The 16,039-nt window shown below is 51.1% G+C and carries 19 protein-coding genes and 1 pseudogene; 15 read left to right on the plus strand and 5 right to left on the minus strand.

Translation table 11 applies throughout. The features are described 5' to 3' along the window. The first annotated feature begins 3 nt into the window (after positions 1 to 3). Positions 4 to 1,042: pseudogene (locus O9H85_RS31525) on the plus strand (cation:proton antiporter). On the opposite strand, the gene O9H85_RS31530 reads toward O9H85_RS31525, so the two are convergent. Next, on the minus strand, positions 1,033 to 1,950 hold the full coding sequence (locus O9H85_RS31530) for a LysR family transcriptional regulator (RefSeq protein ID WP_269885352.1): 918 nt from the start codon (positions 1,948 to 1,950) through the stop codon (positions 1,033 to 1,035). The pseudogene O9H85_RS31525 and the gene O9H85_RS31530 sit on opposite strands and share 10 nt — an antisense overlap. 274 nt (positions 1,951 to 2,224) lie before the next feature. Between O9H85_RS31530 and O9H85_RS31535 the strand changes: the two genes are divergently transcribed. The 6 genes from O9H85_RS31535 (at position 2,225) to O9H85_RS31560 (ending at position 8,479) form a co-directional block, all read left to right on the plus strand. Then, entirely contained in the window at positions 2,225 to 2,878 is a 654-nt protein-coding gene (locus O9H85_RS31535) for a succinate dehydrogenase cytochrome b558 subunit (protein WP_269885353.1), read from the plus strand. A 14-nt stretch (positions 2,879 to 2,892) separates the two neighbouring features. Beyond that, the gene (gene sdhA, locus O9H85_RS31540) at positions 2,893 to 4,650 is read left to right on the plus strand and encodes a succinate dehydrogenase flavoprotein subunit (protein WP_269885354.1); all 1,758 of its coding nucleotides are present in this window, start codon (positions 2,893 to 2,895) and stop codon (positions 4,648 to 4,650) included. A 2-nt stretch (positions 4,651 to 4,652) separates the two neighbouring features. Further along, entirely contained in the window at positions 4,653 to 5,420 is a 768-nt protein-coding gene (gene sdhB, locus O9H85_RS31545; RefSeq protein WP_269885355.1) for a succinate dehydrogenase iron-sulfur subunit, read from the plus strand. 246 nt (positions 5,421 to 5,666) lie between these two features. Next, positions 5,667 to 6,728, plus strand: coding sequence for a LacI family DNA-binding transcriptional regulator (locus O9H85_RS31550; RefSeq protein WP_269885356.1), 1,062 nt, complete (start codon positions 5,667 to 5,669; stop codon positions 6,726 to 6,728). Between the two features lie 102 nt (positions 6,729 to 6,830). Further along, on the plus strand, positions 6,831 to 7,334 hold the full coding sequence (locus O9H85_RS31555) for a D-lyxose/D-mannose family sugar isomerase (protein ID WP_269885388.1): 504 nt from the start codon (positions 6,831 to 6,833) through the stop codon (positions 7,332 to 7,334). Between the two features lie 14 nt (positions 7,335 to 7,348). After that, positions 7,349 to 8,479 carry a glycoside hydrolase family 88 protein gene (locus tag O9H85_RS31560; protein WP_269885357.1) on the plus strand — a complete coding sequence of 377 codons (1,131 nt, stop codon included), beginning with the start codon at positions 7,349 to 7,351 and terminating at the stop codon, positions 8,477 to 8,479. Positions 8,480 to 8,606: 127 nt separating this feature from the next. On the opposite strand, the gene O9H85_RS31565 is transcribed toward O9H85_RS31560, so the two are convergent. Both O9H85_RS31565 and O9H85_RS31570 read right to left on the minus strand, forming a co-directional pair. Further along, a complete protein-coding gene (locus tag O9H85_RS31565; RefSeq protein ID WP_269885358.1) occupies positions 8,607 to 9,572 on the minus strand; it encodes a cation diffusion facilitator family transporter in 966 nt (321 codons plus the stop codon). Positions 9,573 to 9,756: 184 nt separating this feature from the next. Then, positions 9,757 to 11,082: a tyrosine-type recombinase/integrase gene (locus tag O9H85_RS31570; protein ID WP_269885359.1), complete on the minus strand. Its 1,326-nt coding sequence runs from the start codon at positions 11,080 to 11,082 to the stop codon at positions 9,757 to 9,759. 236 nt (positions 11,083 to 11,318) lie between these two features. Here O9H85_RS31570 and O9H85_RS31575 point away from each other — a divergent pair, with 236 nt between their 5' ends. From O9H85_RS31575 to O9H85_RS31595, 6 genes are all read left to right on the plus strand, one after another. Next, positions 11,319 to 12,044 carry a hypothetical protein gene (locus O9H85_RS31575; RefSeq protein ID WP_269885360.1) on the plus strand — a complete coding sequence of 242 codons (726 nt, stop codon included), beginning with the start codon at positions 11,319 to 11,321 and terminating at the stop codon, positions 12,042 to 12,044. A gap of 52 nt (positions 12,045 to 12,096) precedes the next feature. Continuing rightward, the gene (locus tag O9H85_RS31580) at positions 12,097 to 12,258 is read left to right on the plus strand and encodes a hypothetical protein (protein WP_269885361.1); all 162 of its coding nucleotides are present in this window, start codon (positions 12,097 to 12,099) and stop codon (positions 12,256 to 12,258) included. Positions 12,259 to 12,549: 291 nt separating this feature from the next. Beyond that, positions 12,550 to 12,864: a hypothetical protein gene (locus O9H85_RS31585; RefSeq protein WP_269885362.1), complete on the plus strand. Its 315-nt coding sequence runs from the start codon at positions 12,550 to 12,552 to the stop codon at positions 12,862 to 12,864. Beyond that, positions 12,824 to 12,979, plus strand: coding sequence for a DUF6906 family protein (locus tag O9H85_RS38020; RefSeq protein WP_409348232.1), 156 nt, complete (start codon positions 12,824 to 12,826; stop codon positions 12,977 to 12,979). The genes O9H85_RS31585 and O9H85_RS38020 overlap by 41 nt, the downstream gene beginning before the upstream one ends. A 5-nt stretch (positions 12,980 to 12,984) precedes the next feature. Then, positions 12,985 to 13,227 (plus strand): hypothetical protein, encoded by a 243-nt coding sequence (locus tag O9H85_RS31590; RefSeq protein ID WP_269885363.1) that lies wholly within the window; start codon positions 12,985 to 12,987, stop codon positions 13,225 to 13,227. Continuing rightward, positions 13,224 to 13,556 (plus strand): DUF7694 domain-containing protein, encoded by a 333-nt coding sequence (locus tag O9H85_RS31595; RefSeq protein ID WP_269885364.1) that lies wholly within the window; start codon positions 13,224 to 13,226, stop codon positions 13,554 to 13,556. Before O9H85_RS31590 ends, O9H85_RS31595 begins: the two co-directional genes overlap by 4 nt. A 27-nt stretch (positions 13,557 to 13,583) precedes the next feature. Here the strand turns inward: O9H85_RS31595 and O9H85_RS31600 are convergent, their stop codons facing one another. Both O9H85_RS31600 and O9H85_RS31605 read right to left on the minus strand, forming a co-directional pair. Continuing rightward, positions 13,584 to 13,793: a hypothetical protein gene (locus O9H85_RS31600; protein ID WP_269885365.1), complete on the minus strand. Its 210-nt coding sequence runs from the start codon at positions 13,791 to 13,793 to the stop codon at positions 13,584 to 13,586. A 566-nt stretch (positions 13,794 to 14,359) separates the two neighbouring features. Next, positions 14,360 to 14,743, minus strand: a complete 384-nt coding sequence (locus O9H85_RS31605; RefSeq protein WP_269885366.1) for a retropepsin-like aspartic protease — start codon at positions 14,741 to 14,743, stop codon at positions 14,360 to 14,362. A 115-nt stretch (positions 14,744 to 14,858) separates the two neighbouring features. Here O9H85_RS31605 and O9H85_RS31610 point away from each other — a divergent pair, with 115 nt between their 5' ends. Both O9H85_RS31610 and O9H85_RS31615 read left to right on the plus strand, forming a co-directional pair. Continuing rightward, a complete protein-coding gene (locus tag O9H85_RS31610; RefSeq protein WP_269885367.1) occupies positions 14,859 to 14,999 on the plus strand; it encodes a hypothetical protein in 141 nt (46 codons plus the stop codon). Between the two features lie 243 nt (positions 15,000 to 15,242). After that, positions 15,243 to 15,914, plus strand: coding sequence for a reverse transcriptase domain-containing protein (locus O9H85_RS31615; RefSeq protein WP_269885389.1), 672 nt, complete (start codon positions 15,243 to 15,245; stop codon positions 15,912 to 15,914). The last annotated feature ends 125 nt before the right edge of the window (positions 15,915 to 16,039 follow it).

Raw genomic sequence — 16,039 nt, forward strand, 5'->3', positions numbered from 1 at the left:
CTTATGGAAAGCGCAATGATTCAGCACGTTATCTTTCTCATCATCTTTATTCTGGCTGCCGGCATGATCTTCGGAAGACTCGCAAGCGCATTGAAGCTGCCGGACGTAGCTTTGTTTCTTATAGCAGGCATGCTGGTGGGGCAGGGGCTCCATTGGGTTACCGAGACGAGCAGCTCCTTCACGAACCAATTCATTCTGACGCTCGGCTCCGCGCTGATTCTGTTCGACGGGGGAAGGAATATCCGGTTATCGGGGCTGCGCAAGGTTTGGCTCACCGTCACGCTGCTCAGCGTACCGGGCGTTCTGATCACCTGTGCGGCCGTGGCTTTGGCTGCGCACCTGCTGCTGGGGCTGCCGTGGATCTATGCGGTGCTTCTAGGCGCGATCATCTCTTCAACGGACCCCGCGACATTGATTCCCGTCTTTAAACAGGTGCGGATCCGGAACAAAGTCCGGGAGACGGTGGAGAGCGAATCCGCCTTCAACGACGCGACGGGCTCGATTCTGACGTTCTCGGTGCTGGTCGTGATCACAGGCGGTCAAGCCTTCTCGCTTTCCGAGAGCAGGGCTCATTTGGGGCAATGTCGACCTCTTCAAGCTCGATCTCGATGACAAGCTTCATGAAATGGGCCATTTCACGGAAAACATGACGGTGCTGATGCGGATGCTGATCTTCATTCTGCTGGGCAGCCAAGTCAATTTCGGGGTCATCTGGGCCTACTTATGGCCAAGCCTGGCCGTCATCGCCGTGTTCATGCTGATCGCGCGGCCGCTTACGGTTCTCGCCTGCGCGCTGCCCGACCGGAGCGCTAGGTGGAAGCGCAACGAGCTGCTGTTCATGTTCTGGGTACGGGAGACGGGCGTCATTCCTGCGGCGTTATCCGGCATGGTTGCCGGCATGAGCGTCGCCCACGCGGATATTATCGCTTCCGTTACGTTCATGGCGGTGCTGCTGACGATCGTCGTGCAGGCGGGCTCCACGGCTTGGGCCGCCCGCAAGCTGGGGCTGAAGGAGCAGCCCGCGGCATCGGATCAGAGCTGAACGAACGGACCGGCGGGATCGGCACGGTAATGCAGCACCGCCTGCTCGACGAATCGCTTCGTGGCAGGCTGCAGAACGGCTTCCTCTGTGTAGAGCAGAGAGGTCGTTCTTTTTGTTTGCTGCAGGGCGGGAATGTGGCGGACCGTCAGCTCGTTATCTTCTATTAAATTGCGGCGAAGATAGGATTGCGGCAGCAGGGTCGCCGTCTGGCAGGTGGATACGAGCCGGATGATCGCCTCGAACGAGTCGATCTCCATCTTGACGTCGGGATGGACGGCATTGCGCTGGAACAGCTCGTCCATCAGTATGCGGTACCAGGTGCCGCGGGAAAACAGGATCATGGGCAGATCCTGAAGGTCCGCAATGTCGAGTGCATGCTGCCCCGAGAGCGGGTGGATACGAGGCAGCACGAGACACAGGTGATCGTCGAACAGCGGCAGGCAGTTCAGGTGGGCGTCGTCTATCTTGGAAGCGACAAGGCCGATGTCGACCTTCCGTTCCTTGACCAGCGAGACGATCTCATGGGTCTTGCCGGTGACGGCCTTGATGTCGATCGTAGGAAATTCCTTTGTGAACAGCGTCAGCAGATCCGGCAGGGTGGACTGGAGCGTCGTTAGGCTGGCTCCGACGATGAGGCTGGCCTGCTGCGTGTCGGTCTTAAACGCCTGCAGCGCGCGCTGCAGCTTATGCTCGAGCCTCTTCTGCTCCAGAGCGAACTCATAGCATACCTCGCCGGCCCGCGTCAGCTCGAGCCGCTTGCCCTTGCGCTTGAATAATTCGACGCCGAGGTCCTCCTCGAGGCGCATGATTTTGCGCGACAGCGCGGGCTGGGACAGATTAAGCAGCTGCGAGGCTTTGTTCAGGCTCTGCTGCTCGACGACGACGGCGAATACTTCCATTAATTCCATAGGGAGGACTCCTTTGCCAATGATTGATCTTATATGTCTTCCTGTTATAAGCGATTATAAAAAAACAGCATTTCCATTATAAGCGATAGAAGAGTAGTATGTATATGTCACTTTGCGTTCACAATTTTTGCCTTGTGCTGCATAAAAGGTTGTCGATTCATGGAAAATAGGCGTAGCGATTGTGTTGACGCTCTCACAGGGCAGGAGTACAATGGTAAATGGTTTTGACGAAACGGTGACAAGCCTTACTTTTTGAGGGGGGAACGAAAGTCCAATGTTTAAAAATTCGTATTACTCACGAAAGCTGCATTCATTGCTGGGTGTCATTCCGGTCGGCTTTTTTCTGATCGAGCACCTGCTGACGAACTACAAAGCGTTCAGCGGCGGACACGGAGCTTTCCTGGATCAGGTCTACTGGCTGCATGAGCTTCCGCTGGTGCTGTTCCTGGAGATCTTCGGCATCTGGCTGCCGCTCGCTTATCATGCCATCTATGGTTTATACGTGGCATATACGGCGCGCAACAACGTGAGCAACTACGGTTACTTCCGTAACCAGATGTTTTTCCTGCAGCGTGTGACGGGGGTTCTGACGTTCCTGTTCGTAGCGTGGCATTTCTTCCAAACGCGCCTTCAAGTGGCGCTCGGTCTGGAGGTAGGCGAAGTCGGAATCCGCATGCACGACATTGCGACGAATCCGGTTTACTTCGTGCTGTACTGTATCGGGATCGTGTCCGCGGTATTCCACTTCTCCAACGGCATGTGGTCTTTCCTCGTTAGCTGGGGAATCACGGTCGGACCGCGTGCGCAGCGCGTTTCTACTTTTATCTGGATGGGCGTGTTCGTAGTGATGTCCATCATGTTCATTTTGTCCTTGACGGCGTTTGTGAACCCAGAGTTCCAGCAGCTGCCGCAAGTAGCTAAAGGTTAAGGGGGACTGAAGTCATGGCGAATTCAAAAATCATCGTAGTCGGCGGCGGCCTGGCCGGTCTGATGGCCACTGTGAAAGCGGCCGAAGCTGGCGTTCACGTCGACTTGTTCTCGCTCGTGCCCGTGAAACGTTCCCACTCCGTATGCGCCCAAGGCGGCATCAACGGTGCGGTGAACACGAAGGGTGAAGGCGACTCCCCTTGGGAGCATTTTGACGATACGGTATACGGGGGCGACTTCCTTGCGAACCAACCGCTTGTAAAAGCGATGTGTGAAGCCGCACCGGGCATTATCCACTTGATGGACCGGATGGGCGTTATGTTCAGCCGTACGCCGGAAGGTCTGCTCGACTTCCGCCGCTTCGGGGGCACGCAATACCACCGTACCGCGTTCGCGGGCGCAACGACCGGCCAACAGCTGCTGTACGCGCTGGATGAGCAGGTGCGCCGCTGGGAAACTGCGGGTCTGGTCAAGAAATACGAGCATTGGGAATTCCTCGGTGCGATCCTCGACGACGACGGCGTATGCCGCGGGATTGCAGGGCAAGACCTGCGCAGCATGGAAGTGAACACGTTCTCCGCGGATGCGGTCATTCTGGCGACCGGCGGTCCCGGCATCGTGTTCGGTAAAACGACGAACTCCGTCATCAACACGGGTACGGCGGCGAGCGCGGTTTACCAGCAGGGCGTATACTACGCGAACGGTGAATTCATTCAGATTCACCCGACGGCGATTCCGGGCGACGACAAGCTCCGCTTGATGTCCGAGTCGGCGCGCGGCGAAGGCGGACGGATCTGGACTTATAAAGACGGCAAGCCTTGGTACTTCCTTGAAGAAAAATACCCGGCGTACGGCAACCTCGTGCCTCGGGATATCGCGACTCGCGAGATCTTCAGCGTGTGCGTAGACCAGAAGCTCGGCATCAACGGCGAGAACATGGTTTACCTCGACTTGTCTCACAAGGATCCGAAGGAGCTGGACGTGAAGCTCGGCGGCATCATCGAGATTTACGAGAAGTTCATGGGCGACGATCCGCGGAAAATTCCGATGAAGATTTTCCCGGCGGTTCACTATTCCATGGGCGGCATGTGGGTGGATTACAACCAAATGACGAACATCCCGGGCCTCTTCGCTGCCGGCGAGTGCGAGTACCAATACCACGGCGCGAACCGTCTGGGCGCGAACTCGCTCCTGTCCGCGATCTACGGCGGGATGGTGGCCGGACCGAAAGCGATCGAGTACATCAAAGGCCTCAGCAAGCATACCGACGATGTGCCGTCCTCGGTGTTCGACCGCTACAAGAAGCAGCATACGGACCGTTATGAGAGCATCATCAAGTTGAACGGCACCGAGAACGCTTATGTTCTGGGTAAAGAGCTGGGCGAATGGATGAACAACAACATGACCGTGGTTCGTTACAATAAGAACCTGGAGCAAACGATCGAAAAGATCAACGAACTGAAGCAGCGCTGGCACAACATCAACGTCAACGATTCCGCTCGCTTCAACAATCCGGGCGTTGCCTATACGCGCCAATTGTGGAACATGCTCGAGCTGGCTCATGCGATGACGCTCGGCGCGCTGCTGCGCAACGAAAGCCGTGGGGCGCACTACAAGCCGGATTTCCCAGAGCGTAACGACGAGGAATTCCTGAAGACGACGAAGGCGAAATGGACGCCGGACGGCCCGCAAATTTCTTGGGAAGACGTCGACACATCGCTGATCGCACCGCGGAAACGTGACTATACGACCAGCAAGAAGGGAGGTCATTAATCATGGCTGAAGCAGCAGTAGCAGCAGGCAAGAAAGTGAAGTTTATCGTGACCCGTCAGGATACTCCGGAGTCGAAGCCTTATACGGAAGAGTTCGAGGTACCTTACCGCCCGAACATGAACGTGATCAGCGCCCTGATGGAAATTCAGCGTAATCCCGTTAACGCCGGCGGCAGCAAGACGACCCCGGTATGCTGGGAGTCGAACTGTCTGGAGGAAGTGTGCGGCGCCTGTTCAATGGTCATCAACGGTAAACCGCGCCAAGCTTGCTCCGCTCTCGTAGACAAGCTGGAGCAGCCGATCCGCATCGCTCCGATGACTACGTTCCCGGTCGTGCGCGACCTGGTGATCAACCGCGAGCGCATGTTCTCGGCTCTGAAACGCGTCAAAGCATGGATTCCGATCGATGGTACGTATGACCTCGGTCCCGGACCTCGCCTTGCCGAGTCCAAGCGCCAATGGGCGTACGAGCTCTCGAAGTGCATGACTTGCGGCGTCTGCCTCGAATCGTGCCCGAACGTGAACGAGAAAACGACCTTCATCGGACCGGCGGCGATCTCTCAAGTGCGTCTGTTCAATACGCACCCGACGGGTGAAATGAACAAGCACGAACGTCTGGAGGCGCTGATGGAAGACGGCGGTATCGAGGGCTGCGGCAACTCGCAGAACTGCGTGCGCTCTTGTCCGAAAGGCATTCCGCTCACCACGTCGATCGCGGCCATGAACGCCGATACGACGAAGCACTTATTCAAGAAATGGCTCGGCATGTAATCAGGATGCCGGCAGCAGGCTCTCCCGCCCTTTGAGGCGGGGGAGTTTTTTTGCAATTGATCGGATATTTGTATTTCGACAACAAACCCAGGGTATAACGTAAGTAAGGCGATAACCTGGAAACGTTAATTTTCAAAAGGGGGATGAGACTATGCGTAACTTCCGTATTGACGGGGGGACGTTTTGCAATTACAATCAATTTAAACGTTTAAATTATGGTCATTATCGGAAAGGGGCAGCACTTTAATGAGCAGGAACCGGCAAGTGACTATTGTGGACATCGCTCAGGCTGCCGGTGTTTCAATTGCCACCGTATCCAATGTGCTCAACCGCCGGAACGTACCGATGGCCGAAGAGACGATCCGTAAGGTGGAGGAAGCCGCCGAGAGGCTCGGTTACCGCCGCAACGTGATGGCTGCGAGCCTGAGCCGCCGGAAGTCTTATGAGCTGGGGCTCTTGGTGCCCGGCTTCGGCGGGTACTACGGATTGTTCGCGGAGAGTATGCAGCGCATCGCCCATCAGTTCGGCTATCACTTATCGGTATTTTCTTCGGGCGGGTTCGACCCGGAGATCGAGAAGCGTCATCTCGAAGTGCTCCTGCAGCGGCGCGTGGACGGGCTCGTCTGCCACGGTCTTGCGATGTCCCAGGAGACGACGCGGCAGCTCGTCGGCGACGGCACGCCGCTCGTCCTCTTCAACGGCTGGGGCTGGCCGAGTGATTTGGCCGTGGCTGCGGTGAACCTCGATTTTGCCCAGGGAAGCCGGGAAGCGGTTAAGTATTTGTACGAGCGAGGCTGCAAGAAGCTGTTTTACTTGGCCCGAAGCGGCTCTCATGCCATCGACGAGCAGCGGCGGATCGGGTTTAACCTTGGCGTGTCGGAACTCCCCTCCGAGGTGGAGGCCGAGATTCTGGAGTATTCGGACGGCAAGCAGCAAGCGGCATTAGAGCGATTGGAGGCGGTTGCTTCCGACGAGGCGCCGATCGGAATTTTGGCATTCGACGATTTCGTGGCACTGACGTTCATGTCCCATGTGCAGCGGTCAGGTTATCGGGTGCCGGAGCATTTTCGCATCATTGGAATTAATAATGATCCAATATCTTCCCACACGTATCCGGCATTGACGACGATCGAAATTCCTTACGATCTGCAGGCCAGGCTGGCGATTCGGGTGATGATGCGGCAGCTCGGTGAGGACGAGAAGCTAATCCGTCTGCCGGACGAACGCGGTGATGAGCTGATGGGGGGCGGGGCGCACGAAATTCGCATACCGCTGAAGCTGATTCCGCGAAGGTCCACAGAGGCGTAGGATTCTTACGGCAAAAGCGGTTATTATTTAATTCTAATAATAAGGAGGCGGCTTCTTGTGAAAAGAAGTGAAGTTCGAAAAGCGCAGGAGCGCGCGGCGTCTATGTTCGCGGAGTGCGGCATACGGCTTACGGCCGAAGATGTCGGCAATATCGAGGTGGCCGGCTTCGGTCTCGGCGAGCTAGACGTACAAGGTCTTGAGCTTATTACTTACGTGAACAACGATCGGTATTGCGCGAAAGAGCTGCTGCTGTTTCCCCGGCAGACTTGCCCCGAGCACCTGCATCCGCCGGTCGGCAGCGACCCCGGCAAAATGGAAACGTTCCGCTGCCGCGCCGGAAAAGTGTTCTTATACGTCGATGGCGAAGCGGCGGAAACTGTTCAGGCGGCGGTTCCCGCCGGGAGCGAGGCGTACTACACCGTCTTTCATGAAATCGAGCTGAATCCCGGCGAGCAATATACGATTATGCCGGGCGTCAAGCACTGGTTCCAGGCAGGCGACGAGGGCGCTGTCGTGTCCGAATTTTCCAGCACGAGCCGCGACGAGGTTGACATCTTTACCGACCCTCGCATCGAGCGAATCCCGGTCGTTGAAGAAGACTTATAAGGGAGTGTTCATTCATGAGTTTATGGCAGCAAGCGATTGATGACGCCATTCAGAAAACAAGAGTTAATATCGAACGGTTCGGAGACTTGTTCCCGCATGTGAGCGAGAACGGCAAATATCATTTGAATCCGAACACCGATTGGACCGTCGGCTTCTGGTCGGGAATTCTGTGGCTGAGCTATGAGTATACGAAGGACGAGACGTTCAAGAAAGCGGCGGAGAAGACGGTAGCCAGCTTCCGGAACCGGCTGGACAACCTCACGGAGCTCGACCATCATGATATCGGTTTCCTGTACTCGCTCTCCTCGAAAGCTCAGTGGATCATCGAAAGCGATGAAGCGGCCAAGCAGCTGACGCTGGAGGCAGCCGACGTGCTGATGAAGCGCTGGAGACCGAAAGGGCAATATATCCAAGCTTGGGGACCGGAGGGCCACCCGGACAACGGCGGGCGTATTATCATCGATTGCTTAATGAATCTACCGCTGCTGTACTGGGCATACGAGCATACTGGCAACGAGGCTTACCGCGATGCGGCCGTTATTCATGCGGATAAATCGCGCCGTTTCCTTGTCCGCGGCGACGATTCGTCGTATCATACGTTTTACTTCGATCCGGAGAATGGGGAAGCGCTTCGCGGAGGTACGGCACAAGGCTATATGGACGGCTCCACATGGACCCGCGGTCAAGCCTGGGGCGTTTACGGTTTCGCCTTGTCCTACCGCTATACGAACAATCCGCTGTATCTCGAGACGTCGAAGCGTCTGGCCCGGTATTTCCTTGAGCGCCTGCCGGAGGACGATGTGGTGTATTGGGACTTCGACGCGCCGATTACGCCGGATACGAAGCGCGATAGCTCGGCGTCGGCCATTACGGCCAGCGGCCTGCTCGAGCTGCTCTCCCATCTCGATGCGGGTGATTCGGACCGCGCCTTCTTCGAGGACGGACTGCAGCGCACGATGACGTCGCTGGTGGGCAACTATTCCACTCTCGGCCAGCCGGAGGCAGAAGGCTTCCTTGAGCACGGCTCGTACAGCGTGCGCGGAGGGGCGGCTCCCGATGATTATATGATCTGGGGCGACTACTTCTACCTGGAAGCGCTGCTCCGCTTGGAGAAGGGGATCCGGGGTTATTGGTACGACCGATAATATGGAACTAAAAGAAGCCGCATTCCTTCGTGTAGAAGGGATGCGGCTATTGCTTTTGACGCAAGTGTCTGCCAATTCTTCTGCTCGTGCTTGTCCTTGTCCTTGCACCCGTTGCATTGCCGGTCCGTTAATGCTGAAGCCCGTGCTTGAACTTATCCACTTCTTTATGACGCAGGAATTCCTTGCCGTATTCGCCGTGCGGATGGATGTTCGCTTCCTCCATCTGGATCGTGGAATGCTCGATGCCATACTTATCCTTCAAGGTTTCATTGATGGCGAGAATGATGCAGAACGGTTGGATCTTATCGTCAATGAAGACATGGGCGGTTAACGAGTAGTGATCCGTGGAAATCGCCCACAAATGCATTTCGTGCACGTCCTCCACACCTTCGACCGCAGCGATGTCCTTCCGAATTTGATCGAGGTTGAACTTTTCCGGCACCGATTCCATCAGAATGAGATATGACTCCCTGATGATCTTCGCGCCTCCGATAAAGATAATCCCGCCGATGACCATACTGATCAACGGGTCGACCCATTGAATGCCGGTGAAATAAATGACGATGGCCGAGATAATGACGCCTACCGAGCTGAGCAGATCACCGAGAAAGTGCCAGAGGGCGCTTTGTACGTTCAAGTTCTCTTCTTCCTTCATACTGCGGCTAAGGACCAGCGTGAGCACGAGGTTGACGACGAGGCCGATGGAGGCGATCACGAGCATTAGCTTGAAATTAATCACTTCCGGTGTGATGAAGCGGCGGATCCCTTCAATGAAAATGCCGATGGAGATGATAGCCAAGGCAAGACCGTTTAAGAAAGAAGCGATGATTTCAAACCGCAAAAAGCCGAAGGTAAAGCGGGCGTTCGGCTGCCGGGTGGCCAAGTAAATCGCAATCATGCTGAGTCCGAGTGCCAGGACGTCCGAGATCATATGGGCCGAATCGGAGAGCAGCGCCAGCGAGTTGGACAAGATGCCCCCGATGATTTCGACAATCGTGAAGAATGAGGTAAGAATCAGCGTGATCCACAAGGTTTTGCGGGAACGGGACTGCTCCTTGACGTGATGAAGATGGTGAAAATCGTATTCCTTCATGATGTTACCTGCCTTTCCGAGATCAACTCTCTATGGTCAGGATTATACGTCAAGTCTGATATTTTGGCAAATACTTTAATTGATAGCGTTTATCAGCCATTTGATACCGATTATCACGTGAATGAGAAGGTTTTTCACCTTTTTGATAGTTTTTCTCAATGAGAATGGTTATCGCGTGAATACATTATACGTTAGCGCTTTCAAATTTGTTACATAACTGAAATATTCCTGTTACGCAATCTACATGTTCACGTTGTAATATAATAGGCAAGACCCCCTTTTTAATATATATACCTTTGAACCCGCCCCGTTGGCGGGTCTCTTTTTTTGTTTGATCGCCTGAAAGGCTTGATTTATAAAGGGTTTTTGAGGTTGTGAATCTGAAGAAAATCAAAAATGGGGACGAAGGAGCGAATCGGTCGAATTGGTGAGCGGTTTGCTTCTTTTTCTTCTTTGTTACATGAACGTAAATGTTGGCTGTAATTCGCGAATCTGAATGGCGCAGACGCTCCTGAATGGACTTGATATCTTCCCCGGCTTCAAAGAGCAGAGAGCCAGAAGTATGCCGAAGATCGTGAAGGCGAATGTGCCGAAGACCATGCTTTTTAAGGAAATTCACCCAAACATTCGATGGTGTTCCCGGATAATAGGATTCGCCAAATCCTTTATGAAATATATATTCATCCGTGCCACCGCGCCACGTATCTCCGCGATCCTCTCTTTCTTCCTCCCATATAGGTCGGTAATTCTTAAGTTCTTGCATGTACCATTCCGGCATATCAATCTCATCTTCCGAATCGTTCTTTGTGGTATCCACAATCTTAGATACTGCGATATTCTTATTTATGTTGATTGTGTTCTCCTCAAAGTTAGCGTCAGACCATTGCAGAGCTAGCAGCTCGCCGCGGCGGAAACCGCCGATCAAGCAACCTAAGAAGTAAAGCCTCCATTTGATTGGTTCCTTGTAGAGCGTTTGGATCAGCAATTCTGCTTCCTGATCATTGTAAAAACTAGCTTTATTCTTTTCAGCAATCGGACGTTTAACTCCGAGCATCGGATTAGAAGGGATCATCTTCCATTCAAAAGCGCGATCAAACACGCATTTCATCACCTTGTAAATGTAAAGCACTGTGCTGGGAGATAAAGTATCGCCTTTGCCATCTTTTCGGGAACCAGGCTTTTTCAAATCACTAAAAAAGTCAACGAGATGCTTTGTTTTGATGTCAATTAGCTGCTTATGTCCAAAGACTGGAATAATACGGCTATTTAATTCATTTTCATAACCTTTGCGCGTTTTTGCCTTTAATTCATCTTCAGCATAGCGTTTTCTCCATTCCTCAACGAACGCCTCAAAGGACATTTTCTCAGGCGCGATATACTCTCCCGATTCGACCTCGATTTTGAATTTAAGGAGCTCTTCTTCAAGATATTCCTTCAATTTTTTTGGTGTGAATTTTCCTTTAACCTTGATCGTCTTGTATCGTTTGATCCGTTTGTTATCAGGAGCCAAGACTAAGTTAGCACCAGCTCGGGATATCGAAACCAAGCTTATTCTCGATGTTGACAACGACGGACAAGTTATCGGGGCAGAGCTTAAAAGCGGAGTGAAAAATCAGCTTATGATTAACGACGCAGGTAAGGTCGCTGATCACGTAGGCAAAGAGCTTACCGAACTTCCACAGCAAACTTCTAACGATAAGGTAGTAGGCTTTAACCGTTATCAAAACTAAAAATATATTGGAGGTAATGAACATGATTAGAGAAGCAATTGAGTATATCGCAGGTCTGGTAAAAAGGTCGGAAGGACAACTGCTTCAAGTAGGAGACCAGCAGTTTCACACCTACGAGGAATTGAAGCTCATTCGGGAATTGGTGCCTCAAGCAATCAATGTCCGAAGCCTGAGCGGATTGGTTGGTTACATCAAATCTGAATTTGACGGTGATCACAAGTTGATGGTTCATGTGATGAACCCGACGAAAGTGGTGGCATTCACTGAATTTAACCGCGACAAAGCCCGGAACTTCATGATCGAGGCTGCAGCGATGCTTCCGGATTTCAAATTCGATTCCTGGTACCGGAACGAAGAGTTCAACATCTCTCTACAGTCCGGATTCATACCAACGGATGACCGGGCCGCTATCCTTCGAGTGATTGGTACCATCCAAGAAGAGAACGTAAAAACGACTGGTGACAACGGGGTGACTCAAACGGTCGTTGCCAAGTCGGGCATCGCTACAGTAGGTAATGTCATCGTACCGAATCCGGTTGTTCTTCGTCCGTTCCGTACATTTGTAGAGGTTGACCAGCCCATGAGTGAATTCGTGTTCCGGATGAAAGACGGCCCTAGCTGCGCATTATTTGAAGCAGACGGAGGCGCATGGAAGCTTGCAGCTATGGAAAACATTAATGCCTACTTACAAAAAGCTCTCCAAAAAGAAGTGGAATCTGGGAAGATCGTAATTATCGCTTAATTTATAAGAAGTCGGGAGCAGTATTGCTGCTCCCATTCATAAGGAGGAAGTAATGCCAGACCAAGACAACAAGTTCCCCTTCGAAGAGCACTTGCTACAGATGAAGGAGTACGAACAAGACGTGATATGGATCAAAGGCCGGCCGTTCATCGTGCAGCCGGCCACGATCGATGATATTGAAAGGATAAATAAAGGTTACTTTTGCATGGATTGAGGTAGTGTGGGACAGCTACATGAAATTAAATCACTTAATCAAAAACATGTATGCAATCGTGACTAAGGGAGCAACTAAAAAGAAAATACCGTAACGAATTGTAATAATTTCTTCGCGGGAAAACATAGAATGCACACCTTCCTAGCAATTTGATCATGCAGTATATGCAAAAACAATTCGGCAAGTGACGTGTCGTATCCTTCGATGAAAAAACTCTAGTTCTGTCGAAAAGAATCCCACCTTAAAGTTAAAGAAAATGTGTAGCCTGTTTGAGGATTGAGGTGATTCGGTATGAATCCAATACAAAAGCGTAAAACACTGCAGCAACTTCGGACATGTACGGCGGAGCAGTTCTGGGCCTGGATGAATGTCCTCCACAACCGGGCCTATGAACTCGGTAAGAAGCATATGCGCGAGGCAATGGAATGCCACCCGAGGATCAGCAAACGGATGGTCGGTGAGGTCGAACAGAAAGCCCTTGAGATCTGCCAGGACTGGGACGGCCTTCGGGAAGTAACGGTTGATGAAACGGAAATCGAAGTCATTGAGGGGAGACGGGCGGCTTATGAAGCAAGGAACCAAGCCAACGCACAGGCAAAGGGCTGAAATCAATGCAGCCGGCTTCGATCCGGAGAACTGGCTGGTGGAACGGAATACCTCGTCGGAGCTCGTGCTGGTCCATCGACACGCAAGTAAGACTAAGGTCATTCGGAGAGGATGAGCGGCATGGGAAATCAATCGCTTATGCATAATTTCTCTCAACGGGAGCGAGAGCTTATCATTGAGAATCTCCGCGGAAAGCCTTTGTATCTGGAGGACGGAGATGGATCCCGGGTCGGATCGATCATCAATGTGGTGGAGGGACGGATCGTCATCGAGTTAATGCCGGGAGAGAGAATGGAAGCATTGAATCCGCCATTTTCAGTAACATTAGGAATAGATCAGCATAAGGAGCCTTATTACATATGAAAAACTGGATTGGTAAACCATCGCCTAAGAGCATGCGGGTGGGTATGGGATGGTTCGGTGAAATGAATAAAGCATTCAGCGATGGTAAATACGCCGTGATGACTCGGACTATTGAAACCGAGTGGGGCACGATAGAGCATGCTTGTATGCGAAATGCAGTCAACAGTGATATCCCTTGGGCTGAGAAGCAACGGATAAAGAATGAACTGTTTGGACCGGATCGGACCGCGATCGAAGTGTTTCCAGCAGAAGTTGACCTAGTGGACGAAGCAAACATGTATCATATCTGGATACTGCCAAGGGGGATGAAGCTCCCCTTTGGCTTGTAACCTATGCAGATGGTGTATATATAGGTTTTAGTTGCTCGATGACCGACCTGAGAGAGGCACAAAAATTTGACCAGAATACGAACCGCCCATAGGGGCATATCCTCCTTGCCCGGTGTAACCAGGGAAAAACCCAGGAGTTGTTGGATAGGTTATCATAGGGAACTGACCGGGATATTGATAAGGAAATTGATAAGGATATTGACCTGGGAATTCGTAAACGAAAAGGTTATAAGCCATTGTTTGATCCTCCTCTTTCTCATTTTATAGCTAATACAAGGTATGATTTTCCAATAAATCGAGATGCTTGCCTTAATCAAATGGGCCCTAATATAGGCAAATTATTGTCTAAAATACAATGTGAAAAGGTGGTGAACAACATCTTGGCGTGGGGCCTGCTTGTCCTGGCATTATCAGTTATCGGAGGATTTTTACTGCTTATGAGGTATCTGGAGAAGAACCCTCCGGAGTAAATGGAAAAAGTCGCCCTAAGAGGACGACTTTCCCATATGAACCGTAGATATGGACAATGAACGGTTAACGCGATTTTAACACGTGAAAGCTGTGTTAATCAATTGGGAAGCATTGCATCTGAATATAGGCGGTGTACATGGGAATGTGTCCTTATTGGTCAACTCATTTATCGTGCGAACAAGTAGCGGCCATTTCTATGCTATTTGGTCGCTACGGTCATTATGGCTATCATCATTCGAAGTAATTCGATGAATATTGAAATAAATGTGCCCCGCACTTTTAGGTACGGGCCACTCAACTAAGACTTGGAATCTTGTCATCACATAAATTCACTAGCAACAAGCGGACAGGATATTCAATACTTGGGATGTTGTATCCAATTGCAAAGATAATTGGTTATCAACAAAAAAGCGTAAGCCAAACAGTCCGGCGTCAGTAAATCCAGGGTCGATAATACACGGTACATCAGCGAAAATACTATTGCCTATCTGTAATGTGCAGACCGACTGATACGCTTGCACAGTCCCACCTACGCCGCCAATTTGAATATTGCCAAGATTCGGTAAACCAAGAACATTTGCAACTTGATCATTAAACGTTAACTCAAATGCTCCAGTATCAAGGATCATGCCAGGAACCACTGTTCCATTAACCCCAAGGTCAAAATAAAATGCATCATTTACTATTGAACCTTGAATTGTTGCGACAGTGACCATGTCAATTCCTCCTTAGATTTATTTTTGTCAAGCAATATATTCTATGAAATCGGCAGTTTATATTAAACGGCTGATATAACGGATTGATAGAAAATAGACAGGTGGAGGAATTAAGGTGACAAAAAAACTATTACCTATTGATGTTTCTAATATCGATCGTGCTTTTGGCGGTGACGTTAAGAGACTGCTTCCACCGATGTGTGAAATTCCAGAGGAGTTTCAAAAAGAAAGAACCAAGTGGAATGTAGTGGAATGAATTGATAACTTGTTGGTTCTATAAAGGGCTTAAAAAATTGGAAGTTATCCCGAGAGAGGGCGTTGATCGGGAAAAGGCAGTCGCTCATATTCAAGCGTGTATGGCCTCATGGGAGCCGAATCACGAACACAAAATGGCCGGCTGCGCTTTCCTCATGAGTCAGTTTTTTGAAGACGAATTCAGTTACGAAATAGCATGAATATTGAGGAACATGGGAGGGTTTAACGATGAAATATACACTTGGTGACCTTAATAACCATTTATTTGCTCAACTTGAAATGGCTTACCGCAGGGGTCATGGAAGATGATCAGTTCCATGAAACGGTAGTCGGGTCTCCACAGGGTGGGGTCATTAGTCCGTTACTTGCGAATCTATACTTGAATCATTTCGACTGGGGGATGAAGGAGAAGGGGTTTGCCGTTGTCAGGTATGCAGACGATGCTGTGATCCTTTGTAAAACAAAGGAGAAGGCGGATGAAGCATACCGAGCGGCAAAGTCCATTCTGGAAGGGGAACTTCATTTAAGAATGCACCCGGAGAAAACGAAAGTGGTGCACTTCGATGAAGGCTTCCGCTTCCTGGGATTCGACTTCTGGAAAGAATATCTCATCTTGCCGGATGCAAAAGTGAAGAAATACAAAGATAACATCCGCAAGATCACCCAAAGGCAGCAAGGGAACAATCTTGACGAAATGATCATGAAGCTAAATGAAGTGTCGCGCGGATTTGGTAACTATTTTGGGATCGGGAACGTAAAGAGCAAGTTTCAACGGCTGGACGAATGGACGCGCATGAGAGTACGAGCTTTCATGCGGAAAAAGAAGTCTACGGTTTCAAACAAGCTTATTCCAAACAAAGCGTTGGAGGAAGCAGGTATGGTATTTCTGACGAATCTACTCACCACACGTTTCTAACTCAGGAATGAAATATGCAGCCCGGTGACGGGTGAAGACGACTCACTCCTGAAGATGGGGAACTGACGAAGGAAAGCCGTGTGCGGGAAATCCGCATGCACGGTTTGACGGGGAGTCCGGGGAAG

This window comes from Paenibacillus gyeongsangnamensis, assembly GCF_027533625.1.
Lineage (GTDB): Bacteria > Bacillota > Bacilli > Paenibacillales > NBRC-103111 > Paenibacillus_G > Paenibacillus_G gyeongsangnamensis.